General features: G+C 70.4%; 15 protein-coding genes and 1 other RNA gene. 9 read left to right on the top strand and 7 right to left on the bottom strand.

The features are described 5' to 3' along the window. Nucleotides 1-53 precede the first annotated feature (53 nt). From CK951_RS12505 to CK951_RS12495, 3 genes are all read right to left on the bottom strand, one after another. Nucleotides 54-704 (bottom strand): DUF1194 domain-containing protein, encoded by a 651-nt coding sequence (locus CK951_RS12505; RefSeq protein ID WP_096786463.1) that lies wholly within the window; start codon nucleotides 702-704, stop codon nucleotides 54-56. A 40-nt stretch (nucleotides 705-744) separates the two neighbouring features. After that, nucleotides 745-1,100: a transfer-messenger RNA gene (gene ssrA / locus CK951_RS12500) on the bottom strand. A 267-nt stretch (nucleotides 1,101-1,367) separates the two neighbouring features. Then, entirely contained in the window at nucleotides 1,368-2,414 is a 1,047-nt protein-coding gene (locus CK951_RS12495; protein ID WP_096786462.1) for an extracellular solute-binding protein, read from the bottom strand. Between the two features lie 200 nt (nucleotides 2,415-2,614). Between CK951_RS12495 and CK951_RS12490 the strand changes: the two genes are divergently transcribed. The 9 genes from CK951_RS12490 to CK951_RS12450 all read left to right on the top strand — a co-directional run bounded on the left by CK951_RS12490 (nucleotide 2,615) and on the right by CK951_RS12450 (nucleotide 13,716). After that, entirely contained in the window at nucleotides 2,615-3,604 is a 990-nt protein-coding gene (locus CK951_RS12490) for an MDR family oxidoreductase (RefSeq protein WP_096786461.1), read from the top strand. Between the two features lie 79 nt (nucleotides 3,605-3,683). Continuing rightward, entirely contained in the window at nucleotides 3,684-4,913 is a 1,230-nt protein-coding gene (locus tag CK951_RS12485; RefSeq protein WP_096786460.1) for an aminotransferase class V-fold PLP-dependent enzyme, read from the top strand. Between the two features lie 231 nt (nucleotides 4,914-5,144). Continuing rightward, entirely contained in the window at nucleotides 5,145-6,557 is a 1,413-nt protein-coding gene (locus CK951_RS12480; RefSeq protein ID WP_096786459.1) for a deoxyribodipyrimidine photo-lyase, read from the top strand. Between the two features lie 25 nt (nucleotides 6,558-6,582). Beyond that, nucleotides 6,583-7,794 (top strand): cyclopropane-fatty-acyl-phospholipid synthase family protein, encoded by a 1,212-nt coding sequence (locus CK951_RS12475; protein WP_096786458.1) that lies wholly within the window; start codon nucleotides 6,583-6,585, stop codon nucleotides 7,792-7,794. A 25-nt stretch (nucleotides 7,795-7,819) separates the two neighbouring features. After that, on the top strand, nucleotides 7,820-8,260 hold the full coding sequence (locus CK951_RS12470; protein ID WP_096786457.1) for a TrgA family protein: 441 nt from the start codon (nucleotides 7,820-7,822) through the stop codon (nucleotides 8,258-8,260). Continuing rightward, the gene (locus CK951_RS12465; RefSeq protein ID WP_096786456.1) at nucleotides 8,236-9,357 is read left to right on the top strand and encodes an NUDIX domain-containing protein; all 1,122 of its coding nucleotides are present in this window, start codon (nucleotides 8,236-8,238) and stop codon (nucleotides 9,355-9,357) included. The genes CK951_RS12470 and CK951_RS12465 overlap by 25 nt, the downstream gene beginning before the upstream one ends. Nucleotides 9,358-9,438: 81 nt before the next feature. Next, nucleotides 9,439-10,473 (top strand): cysteine synthase A, encoded by a 1,035-nt coding sequence (locus CK951_RS12460; protein WP_096786455.1) that lies wholly within the window; start codon nucleotides 9,439-9,441, stop codon nucleotides 10,471-10,473. 4 nt (nucleotides 10,474-10,477) lie between these two features. Next, nucleotides 10,478-12,994 carry a DUF3772 domain-containing protein gene (locus CK951_RS12455; protein WP_096786454.1) on the top strand — a complete coding sequence of 839 codons (2,517 nt, stop codon included), beginning with the start codon at nucleotides 10,478-10,480 and terminating at the stop codon, nucleotides 12,992-12,994. Further along, nucleotides 12,994-13,716 (top strand): alanyl-tRNA editing protein, encoded by a 723-nt coding sequence (locus CK951_RS12450; RefSeq protein WP_096786453.1) that lies wholly within the window; start codon nucleotides 12,994-12,996, stop codon nucleotides 13,714-13,716. The genes CK951_RS12455 and CK951_RS12450 overlap by 1 nt, the downstream gene beginning before the upstream one ends. On the opposite strand, the gene CK951_RS12445 is transcribed toward CK951_RS12450, so the two are convergent. From CK951_RS12445 to CK951_RS12430, 4 genes are read right to left on the bottom strand one after another with little or no spacing between them, the layout of a single operon-like run. Further along, complete coding sequence (locus tag CK951_RS12445; RefSeq protein ID WP_096786452.1) at nucleotides 13,691-14,446, bottom strand: glycosyltransferase; 756 nt, start codon at nucleotides 14,444-14,446, stop codon at nucleotides 13,691-13,693. The genes CK951_RS12450 and CK951_RS12445 overlap by 26 nt on opposite strands. Further along, nucleotides 14,443-14,997 (bottom strand): DedA family protein, encoded by a 555-nt coding sequence (locus CK951_RS12440; protein ID WP_096786451.1) that lies wholly within the window; start codon nucleotides 14,995-14,997, stop codon nucleotides 14,443-14,445. Before CK951_RS12440 ends, CK951_RS12445 begins: the two co-directional genes overlap by 4 nt. Continuing rightward, nucleotides 14,994-16,085 carry a ceramide glucosyltransferase gene (locus CK951_RS12435; RefSeq protein WP_096787253.1) on the bottom strand — a complete coding sequence of 364 codons (1,092 nt, stop codon included), beginning with the start codon at nucleotides 16,083-16,085 and terminating at the stop codon, nucleotides 14,994-14,996. The genes CK951_RS12440 and CK951_RS12435 overlap by 4 nt, the downstream gene beginning before the upstream one ends. Next, nucleotides 16,085-16,891, bottom strand: coding sequence for a UDP-2,3-diacylglucosamine diphosphatase (locus CK951_RS12430; RefSeq protein WP_096786450.1), 807 nt, complete (start codon nucleotides 16,889-16,891; stop codon nucleotides 16,085-16,087). Before CK951_RS12430 ends, CK951_RS12435 begins: the two co-directional genes overlap by 1 nt. Nucleotides 16,892-16,930: the final 39 nt, after the last annotated feature.

The raw sequence follows: 16,930 nt of genomic DNA, 5'->3' as shown, positions 1-16,930 counted from the left end.
GGGAAGAGGGCCGCGCGCGGGATTTTCTCCCTCCACGCGAGGGGTCGCGGCGATCAGCTGGCGGGTTTGCCGAGTTCGCGCAGAAGCTTCGCCCGCATGGCGCGGCGATAGTCGCCAAGGCCCCGTGCCGTGACGACGAAGCCGCCGCGGGTGACGGCCCACCGCTCGTAGAAGGCGGTGATGGGCTTCGAGGCGCCCATGTCCTCGATCGCGATGGCGTTGATCTCGACGCCGGCCCGTTCGGCCTCGCGTCGGGCGGAAGCCACGGTGAACCCGGCATTCTCGGCGCCGTCGCCCGAGATGTCGATCACCCGGCGGCGGCAATCCGCCACCTCGGCGAAGCGGGACAGCGAGAAGGTGATCGCCCCGCCAACCGCAGTATCCGAGGCGACGAAGGCGCGGGGAAGGGCGCGGACCGCCTCGGCGAAGTCCTGCACGTCGCCGGGGGCGAGCATCCGTCGCCACGGCAGCGCCAGCACCTGCCGGCCCACGCCCGACCATTGCACCACGGCCAGCGCGCTCTGGCCGGCCAGCAGGCTGTCGGTCACCGCCCCGTCCGCCAGCGCCTCGGCCAGCCCTTCGGTCTGAAGCGCATATTCGCCCCGGTCGATGGAGCCAGAGATGTCGATGGCAAGCAGAAGCGCCGTATCGCAGGCCCGGGCGGGCGCAGCGACGACAAGGGCAAGGAGCAGCGCGCGGAGCATGGCTCAGCGTCGCGCGACACAACCGGAAGGGCAAGAAAGAAGTGCAGGTTTCTGTTGCCAGGCACCTGCGAGCCCCGCCTTACACGGCTAAGCGCAAGGACTTAGGTTTCGATCACTCGAACTGCTTACGCAGCCAGAGCCATCGGAGCACGGTTGTCGTTGGCAACTGTACTTTTCGGACCGATAACGGTGGTACCTCACCGGGACAAAGCCAACCCCTTTAGACGTTCGTCGATCCTGTTTCGGCCCCCTCCGCCCCCCAACGAGGGTGTATTGGTGGAGCCGCCGGGTACCGCCCCCGGGTCCGATCCGCGTATTACGAGCGCGTTTATGTCCATAGTCCGGATTGCTCCGGACAGGCCGAATATAGGCGGCGGGCGGAAGCTTCGCAAGCCGCAGCGGCGGGTCACGCGAGGCCTTTCGGCGGCGTTCGGGACGGGTCGGCGTCGACCACCGGCAGTCGGGACAGCCACTAATGCCAACGCAACGTCACCTGACCGCGCGGTTGCAGAATGTTCCTCCTGCACGGGACCCGCAGGCATGCGAAGCAAGGGCAGCCTGTCAGGGGTTCATGAAAACGAAACCGCCCGCGCAAGCGGCGCGGGCGGACGGAGTGATGCAGGGAATTGCGGGCGGACGATGTCCTTCCCGCGCCCGGCAGGATCAGAAGCCCGCCTTGATCTTCTCGAACTCCTCAAGCATCCGGTCGCGCATCTTGGTGTCGATCGGCACCTGGGCGAGCAGCGTGGTCTCGACCGGGTTGAGGTCGGCGGCCTTCAGGTCCTCTTCCGAGATCGTGGCCATCGCGGCTTCGTTCGAATGGGCATAGCCGAAACCATCGAGCAGCGCCTTGGCCGCCCCGTGGGCGAGCCACGAGTTCATGAAGTCATAGGCCTTGTCCTCGCTGCCCGGCGCGTCCTTGAAGTTGACGTAGCCGCAGAACCAGGTGGCCGAGCCTTCCTTGGACTGGCGCTGGAAGCCGACGGGCTTCCCTTCCTGCCGCATCAGCGCGATGGCGTCGTTCCAGGTCCAGGCGATCTGCACCTCGCCGGTCGCCATCAGCTGGGCAAGCTCCGACGGGTCGGCCCAGTAGGCGCGGACGTTCTCATGCGCGGTGCGCAGCCACTGCGCGGCGGCCTGGAACTGCTCCTCGGTCAGGTTGGTCCAGTCCGAGACGCCGGTTGCCAGCAGCGCGAGCGACCAGATGTCGTCGGTGTTGTCGGGCAGCGAGATGCGGCCCATGTATTTCGGATCGTGGAAGATCTGCACCGAGGCCACGTCTTCGACCGGGACGGTCTCGGTGTTGTAGGCGATCGCGGTATAGGCGAAGTCGGTCGGGATGTACCAGACGCCCTGATCGTCCGAGAAGATCTTCGAGTCCTTGAAGCGCTGCGAGATGTTCGCGTATTCCGGGATGCGGCTGACGTCCCACGGCTCGATCAGGCCGGCGTCGCGGTATTTCGACACCATCTGCGAGCAGGGATGGGCCACATCGGCCTTGAACCCCGAGGACACCTTCTGGAACGCCTCGTCATCGTCGCCGTAGAAGGCGTAGGTCGGCATCTCGCCGTGCTTCTTGACGTATTCGGCCATCAGGCCCTCGTTCTCGAAGCCGGCCCAGTCGAAGGCGATCAGCTCGGGGTCGGCGGCGAGGGCCGGCAACGCCATGGCGGCGGCGACGCTGGCCAGAAGAGAGGTGCGACGGATCATGTAAGCTCCTTGGAACTGGGATCTGCGGCTGTTCCCAGGCTGGCCGGCAGATGCTGGGACGCTAGAATAGGGCTGGTATCGGCTCAAGCACTTAATGCAGTCTGGCGGGGGGCGGGCCGGGCCGGCAGGCGCGTGGTCCCGCGGCGCCTGCCGGTCCGGCGGTCCTGCCGTCCGGAGGAGAGAACGGAAGGAGGGCTGACATGTTCCGGGCACTGGTTGTCGAGAAGGATGCCGAGGGCACCCCGCATGCCGAGGTGCGGGAACTGGACGAGTCGCTGCTGCCCGAGGGCGACGTGACGGTGCGGGTCGAGTTCTCGACGCTGAACTACAAGGACGGTCTCTGCCTCGGCTCCGGCGGCGGGCTCGTGAAGACCTGGCCGCACGTCCCGGGCGTGGATTTCGCCGGCGTGGTCGAGACATCGGCGGACCCCCGCTTCGCCCCCGGCGACCGCGTGGTGCTGACCGGCTGGCGGGTGGGCGAGATCCGCTGGGGCGGCTATGCCACGAAGACCCGGGTCAGGGCGGACTGGCTGGTGAAGCTGCCCGAGGGGCTGACGACGCGGGCCGCCATGGCGGTCGGAACGGCCGGCCTGACGGCGATGCTTGCGGTGATCGCGCTCGAGGATCACGGCCTTCAGCCGGAGCGGGGCGAGGTGCTGGTGACCGGCGCCGCGGGCGGTGTCGGCTCGGTCGCGACCGCGCTTCTGGCGGCGCTCGGCTATCAGGTCGCTGCGGTGACCGGCAGGCCCGAGACCGAGGGCTATCTGCGCGACCTCGGCGCCGCGCGGATCGTGCCCCGCGCCGATCTGGCCGAGACGGTCAAGCGCCCGCTCGAATCCGAGACCTGGGCCGGATGCGTGGATGCGGTGGGCGGGGCGATGCTGGCGCGCATCCTCGGGCAGATGAAATACGGCGCCTCGGTCGCGGCGGTGGGGCTGGCAGGCGGCGCGGCGCTGCCGGCGACCGTCATCCCCTTCATCCTGCGCGGGGTGAACCTCCTCGGCATCGACAGCGTGATGCGCCCGATCCCTGACCGGGTCCGCGCCTGGGACCGGATCGCTGCCGATCTGCCGATGGCGAAGCTGGAGGCGATGGTGCATCCGGCGACGCTTCAGGACCTGCCGGCGCTGGGCGAGGCGATCCTGAAGGGCGGGGTGCAGGGCCGCGTCGTGGTGGACCTGTCCGCCTGATCGCCCCAAGGGCAGGTGGCGGCGCCTTGTGTTGTGCCGGGGGGCTGGCTAGCCTCGGGGTGTCCTGCCCGGAGATCCCATGACCCTCGACATCGACTTCGTCCGCTCCTGCTTCCCGGCCCTGTCCGAGCCCTCGCTGGCCGGACAGGCCTTCTTCGAGAATGCGGGCGGCTCCTACACCTGCCGCGCAGTGATCGACCGGCTGTTCCGCTTCTATCACCAGCGCAAGGTGCAGCCCTATGCGCCCTATGCCGCCTCGCATGCGGCCGGCGCCGAGATGGACGAGGCGCGGGCGCGTCTGGCGGCCATGATGGGGGTCGAGGCGGACGAATTGTCCTTCGGCCCCTCGACCTCGGCCAACACCTTCGTGCTCGCCCAGGCGGTGCGCGGCTGGCTGAGGTCGGCGGGCGGCGCGATCGTCGTCACCGACCAGGACCACGAGGCGAACTCCGGCGTCTGGCGCAGGCTTGCCGCCGATGGCGTGGAGGTGCGCGAGTGGAAGATCGACCCCGAGACCGGCCATCTTGATCCCGCGGGGCTGAAACCGCTGCTTGAGGATGGCCGGGTGCGGCTCGTCTGCTTCCCGCATTGCTCGAACGTCGTGGCCGAGATCAACCCGGTGGCCGAGATCTGCGCCACGGTGCGCGCCGCAGGCGCCTTTTCCTGTGTCGACGGCGTGAGCTATGCGCCGCACGGGCTGCCCGACATGGCCGCGCTGGGAGCGGACGTCTATCTCTTCTCGGCCTACAAGACCTATGGCCCGCATCAGGGCATCATGCTGATGCGCCGGGAACTGGGCGAGCTGTTGCCCGAGCAGGGCCACTGGTTCAACGCCGGCACGCTCTACAAGCGGTTCACGCCCGCCGGCCCGGATCACGCGCAGGTCGCAGCCTGTGCCGGGATCGCGGACTACATCGACGAACTTCACGCCCATCACGCCCGGACCGAGGCGACGCCGGCGGAACGCGCGCGCGAGGTTCACCGGCTGATGCGCGAGCACGAGATCCGGCTGCTGCGTCCGCTGCTCGACCAGCTGGCCTCGCGCAACGACATCCGTCTGATCGGTCCGCGGCAGGCCGAACGGCGCGCGCCCACCGTGGCCATCGCGCTCGACCGGCCCGTGGCGCCGGTCGCGGCCGCGCTGGCGGCGCAGGGGATCATGGCAAGCTCGGGCGACTTCTACGCGGTCCGCCCGCTCGAGGCGATGGGCGTGGATCTTGCGCAGGGTGTGCTGCGGGTGAGTTTCGTGCACTACACCTCGGAGGCCGAGATCGCCCAGCTGATGCTCGCGCTGGACGAGGTGCTCTGACCCCGGCCGCCGCTTTGCCGAAGGGCCCCGCGCACCCTTCCGCGGGCGCGGTCCGCAGTGCGAGGACCCGCCGGGCGACCGGGCGCCCCGGACGGGCGGCGTGACGTGACGCCGGGCGATGCGGAGCCGGACGACGCAAGGCCCGGTTGCGCGGGGCCGATGGCGCGCCGCGGAGTGATCCGGCCCGGCGTGCCGCGCGTAGGACGTTGCAAAGAGGGACAGAAGGACAAGATGGCCGAGGCCCCGCTCATCCTGTGGTTCAGGCGCGACCTGCGGCTGACGGACAACCAGATGCTTGCCGCTGCGGCCTCCACGGGGCGACCGCTCGTCCCGGTCTTCATCCTCGATCCCGAGACCGAGGCGCTGGGTGCCGCACCGAAGTGGCGGCTCGGTCTTGGCATCGAGGCCTTCGCCCGGACGCTGGAGCGGCACGGCAGCCGTCTGATCCTGCGCCGCGGGCCGGCGCTTCAGGTGCTCGAGGCGCTGGTGGCCGAAACCGGCGCCGCCGCCGTGCACTGGTCGCGGCTCTGCGAGCGGTCCTGGCGCGCGCGGGATGCCGCGGTCAAGGCGGGGCTGAAGGGCCGCGGGACGGAGGCGGTCAGCCATCCCGGCCACACCCTGCACGAGCCCTGGGAGATCGCGACCGGGCAGGGCGCCTTCTACAAGGTCTATACGCCGTTCTGGAAGGCCGTGAAGGCGCGGGAGGGGGTCGCGCCGCTGCCCGCGCCCGCTCGGCTTGCGGCACCTGCGGCTTGGCCCGCCTCGGACCGGCTGGACGACTGGCGCCTTGGCGCCGCGATGAACCGGGGGGCAGCGGTGGTGGCGCGCCACGTCCGGGTCGGCGAGGCCGCGGCCGCGGAGCGGCTGGCCGAGTTCATCGGGAACCGGATCGACCGCTACGCCGCCTGTCGCGACCAGCCGGCCGTTCCCGTCACCTCGGGCCTTTCCGAGAACCTGACCTATGGCGAGATCTCGGCGCGGACCGTCTGGCACGCCGGCCTCCGGGCGCTGGACGAGGGCCGCTTGGGCGCCGAGAAGTTCCTGCAGGAGCTGGTCTGGCGCGAGTTCGCCTGGCACCTGCTTTATCACACGCCCGAGATCGCCAGCCGGAACTGGCGCCCGGACTGGGACGCCTTCCCCTGGCGCAAGGACAACCCGGATGCCGAGCGCTGGCGCCGCGGCATGACGGGCGAGCCCTTCGTCGATGCCTCCATGCGCGAGATGTTCGTGACGGGCACCATGCACAACCGCGCGCGGCTGATCGCCGGCAGCTACCTGACCAAGCACCTGATGACCGACTGGCGGGTCGGGCAGGCCTGGTTCGAGGACTGCCTGATCGACTGGGATCCGGCCTCGAACGCGCTGGGCTGGCAATGGGTGGCGGGATCGGGACCCGATGCCGCGCCCTATTTCCGCATCTTCAACCCCGCGACGCAGGCCGAGAAGTTCGACGCAGGCGGCGCCTATCGCGAAGGCTTCGTGGCGGAACTGGCCCGACGGCCCGGCGCGCGGGCGCTTTCCTTCTTCGAGGCCGTGCCGCGACGCTGGGGACTGGCGCCCGATCAGTGCTATCCTGATGCGGTCATCCCGCTGGCGGAGGGGCGAGAGCGCGCACTGGCCGCCTATGGACAACGCAGCAGGTGAACAGTCACCCGATGGAAGGACAGGAATGACGCCTCTGACCACGACGCGCGGGCAGCACGACCTGCCGCGCTACTTCCCGCAGGTTTTCGAGGTCATGCAGAGCCTCCGCCACGGCCGGCTCGACTTCGTGCTGGACGACGGCCGGCGCTTCCGCATCGAGGGCGCAGGCCCCGGTCCGGTGGCCGAACTCGACATCCACGATTCCGACATCTTCGCCCGGCTGATCCGCGAGGGCGACCTCGGCTTCTGCGAGGCCTATCTGGACGGGGCCTGGTCCACGCCGGACCTGCAGGCCTTCATGGACCTGCTTCACGCCGACAACGACGATGTCTACGACGGCTTTCCCGGCATGGGTCTGCTGCGGGCCTTCGAGAACATCCGTCACTGGCTGCGCGGCAACTCAAAGCGTCAGGCGAGGAAGAACATCGCCGCGCATTACGACCTTGGCAACGAGTTCTATTCGCTCTGGCTGGACGAAAGCATGACCTATTCCTCGGCCCTGTTCCGCACCGGGCAGGAAAGCCTCGAGGAGGCGCAGCGCGCGAAATATGCAAGCCTCGTGGACCGGATGGGGGCGAAGCCGGGCGATCACGTGCTGGAAATCGGCTGCGGCTGGGGCGGCTTTGCCGAATATGCCGCGAAGGAGCGCGGCCTGCGCGTGACCGGCCTGACGATCAGCCAGGCGCAGCACGACTACGCGGTGGAGCGGATCGCCCGCGCGGGCCTGTCGGACCGGGTCGAGATCCGGCTGCAGGACTATCGCGACGAGCGTGGCACCTATGACGGGATCGCCTCGATCGAGATGTTCGAGGCGGTGGGCGAGAAATACTGGCCGATCTACTTCCAGACCCTGCGCGAGCGGCTGAAGCCCGAGGCCCGCGCCACGCTGCAGATCATCACCGTGCAGGACAAGCGGTGGGAGGTCTATCGCCGCGGCGTGGACTTCATCCAGAAATACATCTTCCCCGGCGGAATGCTGCCCTCGCCCAGCGTGCTGCGGGCCGAGATCGGCAGGGGCGGATTGCGGGTCGTGGACTCGGTCGAATTCGGCCAGAGCTATTCCATGACGCTCCGCCGCTGGCACGAGACCTTCAACGAACGCTGGGACCAGGTGGCCGCGCTGGGCTTCGACGAGCGGTTCCGCCGCATGTGGAACTTCTACCTGACCTCTTGCGCGGGCTCGTTCGACGGCCGAAACTGCGACGTGACGCAGATCACGGTAACGCGGGCCGCCTGAAGCGGCCCCCTGGGGCAGGACAGGCATGCCGACCGCCGCAAAACTGTTTGCCGCGCTGGCCTTCGCCGCGCTGGGCTACATCGGGGCCATGCTCTTCGTGGACCGCCTGCCCGAGGGCACACCCGCCGGCCTGTTCGGCCCCGGCGGCGCCGCGATCGGGCTGGTCTGCGGCTGGATGATCAGCGGGGCGATGGCGGGGCGGGGCTATGTCGCCTCGATGACCACCGGGGTGCGCACGGCGGCGACCATCGTCTTCTTCGCGCTGCTGGCCTATTCCCTCTATGTGATGGTCATCCGGGCGCTGCGGATGCTCTACCACGGCCCGATGGAGGCGATCCTCGGGGTGTTCCAGCTGATGCTGGACCATGGCAGGCTGCTCGTCACGCCCGAGATCCTCGCGACGCTGGTGGTGGGCGGCATGATCGGCGGAAGTGCCGCCGAATGGGCCGGGCGGCGCTGGAAGTGAGCGGCGAGGGTCCTGTCTTCCTGTGCGGGCCGCTGGCGCATGGCGCGCTGCAGGCGGCCATCTTCGGGCGCGGCATCGCCGGACAGCCGGCGCGTCTCGACGGTCACGCGCTGACCGGCGCCGGTCCCTTCGCCGCGCTGTCCCCCGAGGCGGACGGCAGCGTGGAGGGAGTGCTTGTCGATCTCGACGGGGATTCCGCCGCGCGGCTCGACTATCACCGCGAGGTGGCGGGTCTCGTCCGGCTTCCGGTCGAGGTCGGGGGCCAGTCGGTGCAGGCGCTGCTGGCCGCCGGATCCGGTGCCGGCCCGTGGTGCGCCGCGGAGTGGGAGGCGGTCTGGGCGCCCATCGTCACGGCGACTGCCGTCGATGTGCTGGCTCTCTGGCCCGAGGTGCCGGCCGGGGCCGCCCGCGCCCGCTACCGGCTGATGCTGGTGCAGGGCGCAAGCCGGGTGCGCGCCGCCGAACCGGCCCCCGCCGAGGTGCGGCGCCGCTGCTGGCCCGGCGACATCGCGATCGAGCGGCGCAGGCAGGTCTATGCCAATTTCTTCGCGGTCGAGGAATACGATCTGGCCTTCCGCCGCTTCGGCGGGGCGATGAGCCCGACGGTCAACCGCGCCGTCTTCATCTCGGGCGATGCGGTGACGGTCGTGCCCTACGATCCCGCCCGTGACCGGGTCCTGCTGGTCGAGCAGTTCCGCCCCGGCCCCTTCGGGCGCGGCGACCGCGAGCCCTGGCTGCTTGAGCCGATCGCCGGCCGCATCGACCCCGGCGAAACGCCCGAGGCCACGGCCCGGCGCGAGGCGGTGGAGGAGGCGGGCCTGACGCTCGGCGCGCTCGAGAAGGTCGCGGGCTACTATCCGACGCCGGCGGCCAAGGCGGAATTCCTTTACTCCTACGTCGCGCTTGCCGACCTGCCCGACGGGGTCGAGGGCGTCTTCGGCGTCGAGGGCGAGGCCGAGGACATCCGCGGCCACCTGATCCCCTTCGACCGGCTGATGGATCTGGTGCGGACCGGCGAGATCTGCAACGGGCCGCTGGTTCTGACGGCGCTCTGGCTGGAGCGGGAACGGCCGCGGCTGCGCGCTGAAAGCCGCTGACAGGACGGGCCGGGGCGGGGGCGGGCGCTTGAGTTCCGCACCCCGCGATCCTACACAGGGGGCCTCAGCAAAGGACACCTGATGCGTATTCACCGTGACCTTGCCGACACGATCGGCAACACCCCCCTGATCCGTCTGCGCAAGGCGTCGGAGCTGACCGGCTGCGAGATCCTCGGCAAGTGCGAGTTCCTGAATCCCGGCCAGTCGGTGAAGGACCGGGCCGCGCTCTACATCATCCGCGACGCGGTGGAGAAGGGGCTGCTGCAACCCGGCGGGACGATCGTCGAAGGCACCGCGGGCAACACGGGCATCGGCCTTGCGCTGGTCGGCGCCTCGATGGGCTTCCGCACGGTGATCGTGATCCCCGAGACGCAGAGCCAGGAAAAGAAGGACATGCTGCGGCTGGCCGGCGCCCAGCTGGTGCAGGTTCCGGCCGCGCCCTATCGCAACCCGAACAATTACGTCCGCTATTCCGGCCGTCTGGCCGAGCTTCTGGCGAAGACCGAGCCGAATGGCGCGATCTGGGCCAACCAGTTCGACAATGTGGCGAACCGGCAGGCCCATCTGGAGACCACCGGCCCCGAGATCTGGGAGCAGACCGACGGCAAGGTGGACGGCTTCATCTGCGCCGTGGGCTCCGGCGGGACCATCGCGGGCGTCGCCATGGCGCTGCAACCCCGGGGCGTGAAGATCGGTCTCGCCGATCCCGAGGGCGCCTCGCTGCATGCCTTCTTCACCGAAGGCACGCTCGACGCGCCCGGAAGCTCGATCACCGAAGGGATCGGGCAGGGCCGCATCACCGCCAACCTCGAGGGCTTCCGGCCCGACTTCAGCTATCGCATTCCCGATGCCGAGGCGCTGCCGATCATCTTCGACCTCGTGCAGGAAGAAGGTCTCTGCCTCGGTGGCTCGTCCGGCGTGAACATCGCCGGCGCGATCCGCATGGCGCGCGAGATGGGTCCGGGCCACCGGATCGTCACCGTGCTCTGCGACTATGGCAACCGATACCAGTCCAAGCTCTTCAATCCCTACTTCCTGAGGGACAAGGGCCTGCCCGTCCCGCAATGGCTCGACGAGGCGCCCCCGGCCATCCCTCCGGTGTTCGAGGATCTCTGACCCCATGCATCCCCTGCGACTGACGCGGCTTCTGCTGCTCTGGCTCGCCCTTGCCTGCGCATCGGCGCAGGGGTGGGCACCCGCTCCCGCCTTGGCCCAGGCTGCGCTGGGCCCGGCCGCGACCGCCGACGAACTCGCGCCTCCGGACTACAAGGAGTGGGAGAAGACCGCCACCCGCGCCGAGAAGCAGATCGCCGACCGCGAGACGGAAAGCGCCGACCACGAGACCATGCGCGGCTATCTGGTCCAGTGGCGCGACACCTTCCTGCGCGCCCAGGGCATCAATGCCAGCCGCATCGCCTCGGCCCGGGGCCAGATCGACGCGCTGGGACCCGCACCTGCCGAGGGCGCGACCGAGCCCGCCGACATCGCCGAGCGCCGCAAGGACCTGAACGACCAGCTGGCCGAACTGCGCGTCCCCGTCGTCTCGGCCGAGGAGGCTTATCAGCGCGCCGACGGCCTGATCCGCGAGATCGACCGCGTGCTGCGGGAACGGCAGACGCAGGAGTTGCTCCGCGTCTGGCCGATGCCGCTCAACCCGGCGAACTGGCCCGAGGCGGCGGGTGCCCTGACCGACGTCACGCTGACGATCTGGACCGAGGGCACCGAGCGCTGGGGTTCCGAGCGGGCACAGGCGACGGCCCGCGACAACCTGCCGGCCATCCTTGCCCTGTTGGCGGTGGGCCTGCTGCTGATCGCCCGCGGGCGGTCGCTGATGGAGCAGCTGACCCAACGCCTGCAGGATCAGGCCTCGGCCCGCGGGCGCAAGGTCTGGTCGCTGCTCGTCTCGCTCGGCCAGATCGCCCTGCCGGTGGCCGGCGTCATGGCCGTGAGCCACGCGGTCAGGCTGTCGGGCATGGCCGGCCCGCGCACCGCCGAGATCGTCGAGGTGCTGCCTGCGATCGGCTTCATCCTCTATGTCGCGGGCTGGCTGGCCGGGCGGGTGTTTCCCAAGGCCTGCCACCAGTATGCGCCGCTGAACCTTTCCTCCGAGCGGCGGCGCGAGGGCCGCTTCCATGCCGCGATGTTCGGCGTCGTGATCGCCATCGACGCGCTGCGGATCACCGCCCTGCCTCCCGCCCGGGTGGGCGAGACGGCCAGTTCGGTCTTCGCCTTCCCCACGATCGTGCTGGCGGGTCTGCTGCTTTTCCGCATCGGCCAGCTGATGCTTGCCAGCGTGCGCAACGACACCAGCGCGGACGAGCCCACCACCTATCGCAACAGCCTGATCGGCCTTCTGGGCCGCGGCGCCATCCTGATCGGCGTCATCGGCCCGCTGCTCGGCGCGCTCGGCTACATCGCCGCCGCGACGGCACTGGTCTATCCGGCCGGGGTGACGCTCGGTCTCGTCGGCGTGCTCTTCGTGCTGCAGACGCTGGTGGGCGACCTCTACGGTCTCGCGACGCGCAACGAGGACGGCGGGCGCGACGCGCTCCTGCCGGTGCTGATCGGCTTCCTGCTTGCCATCGCCATGGTGCCGCTGCTGGCGCTGGTCTGGGGCGCGCGCGTCGCCGACCTGACCGAGATCTGGGCGCGCTTCCGCGAGGGCTACACCATCGGCTCCACCCGGATCTCGCCCACGAGCTTCCTGCTGCTCGCGGTGGTCTTCGCCGTGGGCTACGGCGTCACGCGGCTGTTCCAGGGGGCGCTGAAAAGTTCAATCCTGCCCAAGACCCGGCTCGACCAGGGCGGGCGCAACGCCGTGGTCTCGGGCGTCGGCTACCTCGGGATCATTCTCGCCGCGCTCGTCGCCGTGAACACCGCGGGCCTCGACCTCTCGAACCTCGCCATCGTCGCCGGTGCGCTGTCGGTCGGCATCGGTTTCGGCCTGCAGACCATCGTGGGCAACTTCGTCTCGGGCATCATCCTGCTGATCGAGCGCCCGGTGTCTGAGGGCGACTGGATCGAGGTCGGCGGCGTGCAGGGCACGGTGAAGTCGATCTCGGTCCGCTCGACCCGGATCCAGACCTTCGACCGCACCGACGTGATCGTGCCGAACCAGGACCTCGTGGCCGGACAGGTGACGAACTGGACGCGCTACAACATGACGGGGCGGCTGATCGTGCCGATCGGCGTGGCCTATGGCAGCGACACCCGCAAGGTCGAGCGCATCCTGCGCGAGATCGCCGAGGCGCAGCCGCTCGCCATCCTGAACCCGCCGCCGACGATCCTGTTCATGGGCTTCACCCAGGAGGTGCTGAGCTTCGAGATCCGCGTGATCCTGCGCGACGTGAACTTCTCGCTTTCCGTGCGATCCGAGATCAACCACATGATCGCCAAGCGCTTCGCCGAGGAAGGCATCGGCCTGCCGCACATGCCGCGCGAGATCTGGCCGCAGGAGCCAGCGTCCGACACGCTCGATGCGGTGGAAATTGCCGCCCTGCTCGAGGCCCCGGCGGGGCGTGCCGCCCAGAAGGACGAGGTGCCGAAGGGCACCAGCGCCGTCCATCCCGACGAAGGGGAGGACGCCGAGGGCGACGAGGGCGATGGCGCCGCCGAAGGCACGGGGAGCAGCCGCTGATGACCGACGCGATCTTCCGCACCGATCCCTACCTGCGCGAGGCCGAGGCCACCGTCATCGGCCACACCGCCGAGGGCGGCATCCTCGTCGACCGCTCGATCTTCTATCCCACCGGCGGCGGGCAGCCCGGCGACAGCGGCGTGTTGGTCTGGGACGGCGGCCGGCTTCCCATTGCCACCACCACCAAGGCGGAGGCCGGCCGGATCGCGCTGGTGCCCGCCGAGGCGCAGGCGATGCCGCCCGTGGGCGCGACGGTCCGGCAGGTGCTGGACTGGGAGCGGCGCTATCGGCACATGCGGGTGCACACCGCGCTGCACCTGCTGTCCGTGGTGATCCCGCTGCCGGTGACCGGCGGCCAGATCGGCCCCGAGCGTGGGCGGCTCGATTTCGACATGCCGGAGCCACCGGCGGATGTGCCGGCGCTGGAAGAGCGGCTGAACGCGCTGATCGAGCGTGACCTGGCGGTGACCGAGGACTGGATCACCGACGAGGAGCTTCTGGCCGACCCCTCGATCGTCAAGACCATGTCGGTCATGCCGCCGACGGGGCAGGGCCGGGTGCGGCTGGTCCGCATCGGCGAAGGCGCGGGTCAGGTCGATCTTCAGCCTTGTGGCGGCACCCATGTCGCCCGGACCGGCGAGATCGGCCGGGTCGAGATCGGAAGGATCGAGAAGAAGGGCCGGCAGAACCGCCGCGTCACCATCGCCCTCGCCACCGGCTGAGGGCGGCCACCCCGGCGGCCGGGACCGCCGGATCGCGCCGCGCGCGGTCGCGCAGCCGCCGGTTGCGCAGGGTCGCGATCTGGCGCAGCGCCTCGGCCGGCGAGATGGTGCGGAAGATGTCGGCCAGCATCGCGGCATCGGCGCGCGCACCCGCCACCAGCCCGCGCTTGTGCGCCTTGGCCGGACTTGCCACGCCGGGCCAGTCGATGATCGCCACCCGCGCGCCTTCGGCCATCCAGATCCGGTTCAGGAAGACCTCCAGCCCGAAGCGTGGCAACGCGCACAGGTCCCCGACCCGCGCAGCCAGCTGCGCCCGCGGCAGGACCCGCTCGCCCGAGATGTAGTCGAGGCCGATCAGCCGCCACGCAAGGGGCGCGTTCCCGCGCAGGCTGATCGCCACGTCGGCCTCGCCGCGCAGGACCGGCCGAAGCAGCTGGTCGAGCGCCGCGGCATCCAGCCCCGTCAGGTCCGCGTCGAGCATCAGCAGCAGGTCGCAGCGCAGCGCCGCGACCCCCGCCGCCACCGCGGCCGTCTTGCCGCCGTTGCGCGGCATCGCGATCACCCGCGCGCCGTGCCGCTGGGCGGTGTCGACCGTCGCGTCGGAGGAGCCGTCGTCCACCACCAGCACCTCGTCGATCAGCGGATGACCGATCACGGCGCGCAGCACGCCGCCGATGCGGGCGGCCTCGTTGAAGGCCGGGATCAGGCAGCCGACCGTGGGGCGGGTCATGGGCAGCGGCTCCGGCGCAGGGCCAGCCCGCCGATCAGCGCCACCACCACGAGACCGACCGAGACCGGCAGGATCCAGCCTCCGATCCGGTCGTAGCTCTCGCCCGTCCACCAGCCGAGGGCGATGAAGGCGAGGCTCTTGGGCACCGTGGCGACCAGGTTGCACAGCATGAACCAGGCGAAGGGCACCCGGGCCGCCCCGGATGAGAACAGCACCGCCGCGCCGGCGGCATGGGTCAGCTTCGCGCCGATCAGCAGCCGACCCGAGTTCCGGTTGAGCTGCCCGGACAGGTCCGCCACGCGCGCCTCGTCCAGCCGGAGGAGCCTTGCGATGCGGTGGCCGCCGGCGCGCCCGGCCGCGTAAAGGATCGCATCCCCCGCCAGATCCGCCGCGACGACGGTCGCCAGCACCGCCCGGATGTCGAGGATCGACTGCTGCGCGAGCCAGGCGGCGATGATGGTGATGATCGGCCCCTCGATCAGCGCAAGTGGCGCGACAAGCGCGATGCCATGCGCCGCCACCAGCGAAAGCGCGGTGCCGGGTTCGATCATCCGGCGGGCTCCTCGACCGTCGGCGCCATTGCCGTGCCGCGCCATTCGAAGCCCTGCCGGGCGAAGGTCGCAAGCCAGAGCACCGGCAGCATCAGGTCGCGCAGCACCCAGGCGGCAAGGTCGCGCTTCGCCCGCGGCCAGCCCATCGCACGGCAGAGTGCCCATTCCCCGCCATACCACAGCGCAAGGAAGGGCAGGATCAGCAGCGGCGCCGACAGCGCCAGCGCCAGAAGCGGGATGGCCGGCGACAGCAGCGGCTCGAGCGCGAAGAGGGCGGGGAAGCCCTGCCGGCGGATGCGCGACCAGCGCAGCTGGCGGCCCCAGACCTCGCGCAGGCGGCGGCGTCCGATCGGCTGCACGAAGGGCCGCGGCACCAGCCGCACCGCGCGGCCCTCCTCGCGCACGATGCGCGTCGCCGCGACATCCTCGGCCAGTTCGCGGCCGAGCGCGGCCAGACCGCCCTGCCGGTCCAGAAGGTCGCGGTCGAGGAACATCGTCTTGCCCTGCGCGAAGCCCAGCCCGCAGCGGGCCGCGGCCAGTTGCCAGCGGCCCTGCAGGCCGTTCAGGAAGGCGGCCTCCACCGCGCCCCAGAGCCCCTCGGCCCGGTCCCCGGCAGGGGGCGAGGACACCATCGCCGTGCCCGGTGTCCAGCCGTCCACCAGCTGGCGCAGGTAGTCGCGCGGAAGCATGAGGTTCGCATCGGCGATCGCCACCAGCCGCGCCTCGGTCGCGGCCCAGCCCTTGGCAAGATTGTTGAGCTTGGGATTGGCCGTGATCGGGTCGTTGCCGACCAGCAGGCGCGCCCGCGCCCCCGGATGCAGATCGATCAGCTCCCTCACCACCGCGGCCACGGGATCGTCCTCGCGCGCGACGCAGAAGACGATCTCGTAATCGGGATAGTCGAGCCCGAAGCTCGATCCCAGCGTCTCGCGGTCGAAGCCGTCCAGCCCGCAGACGGGGCGGAGCAGGCAGATGAACGGCGCGTCGGGCCGGCGAGGCGGGCGGCGCCTGCCGTGCGAGACGGCAAGGGCCGCCGCGGAAAGGTGAAGCGCGAGAAGCGAGAAGGCGGTGAGCGAGAGTGCGGACATCATGCCTCGGCCGGCAGGGGGAAGGCGCGGGCGAAACCGGCGGAGGGCTCGGGTGCCGGAACACCCTGGAGCAGGCTCAGCCGGCCCGAGGCATCCTCGGCCAGCGCGGTGAAGCTGTCGACCCAGTCGCCGCAGTTGGCATAGACGAGGCCGTGGTTCTCGTGCAGGGCGGCCTTGTGGAAATGGCCGCAGATCACGCCGTCGCAGCCGGCGCGGCGGGCGCGCGCGACAAGGCGCACCTCGTAGGCGGTGCCGAAGGCCATAACGGCATCGACGCCGGACAGCAGCGCCTCGATCAGGCTGCGCCGTTCGGGCTGTACGGTCCGGCGCAGGCGCTTCAGGCGCTCGTCCAGCCGGCGCAGCATCCAGTCGAGCCGGCTGCCGATCCGCGTCATGACGTGCCAGCGCAGCACCCGCGGATCGCAGGCGTCGCCATGCATCACCAGGTATCGCCGGCCATCGGCGGCCTCGTGCACGATCTCCTCCGCCACGACGATGCGCCGGAACGGCGTGCCGAGATGGATCCGCATCGCCGCGTCGTGGTTGCCGGTGAGGTAGTGCAGCCGCGAGCCCTCCTGCACGCGGCGCAGGAGCAGCGCGAGGATCTCGTCGTGCACGGGCGTCCAGTGCGGGAAGGGCGGGTGCCAGAGGTCGAGGATGTCGCCGACGAGGTAGATGTCCGCGGCAGTGTTGGCGCGCAGGAAGCCGAGGATCCGCTCGGCCCGGCACCCGCGCGACCCGAGGTGCAGGTCGGACAGGAACAGGCTGCGGTGGCGGCGGGGCGGCGGCAGGAGGGTCATGTCCATGGGCGCGTCCTTCGTCTGGGCTGGCAGGTCTGGGACCGT

The sequence above is a fragment of the Rhodobacter sp. CZR27 genome, assembly GCF_002407205.1.
Taxonomy (GTDB): domain Bacteria; phylum Pseudomonadota; class Alphaproteobacteria; order Rhodobacterales; family Rhodobacteraceae; genus Cereibacter_A.
The sequence above is the reverse complement of the archived record's forward strand: the minus strand, read 5'-3'. Positions and strand labels throughout refer to the sequence as shown.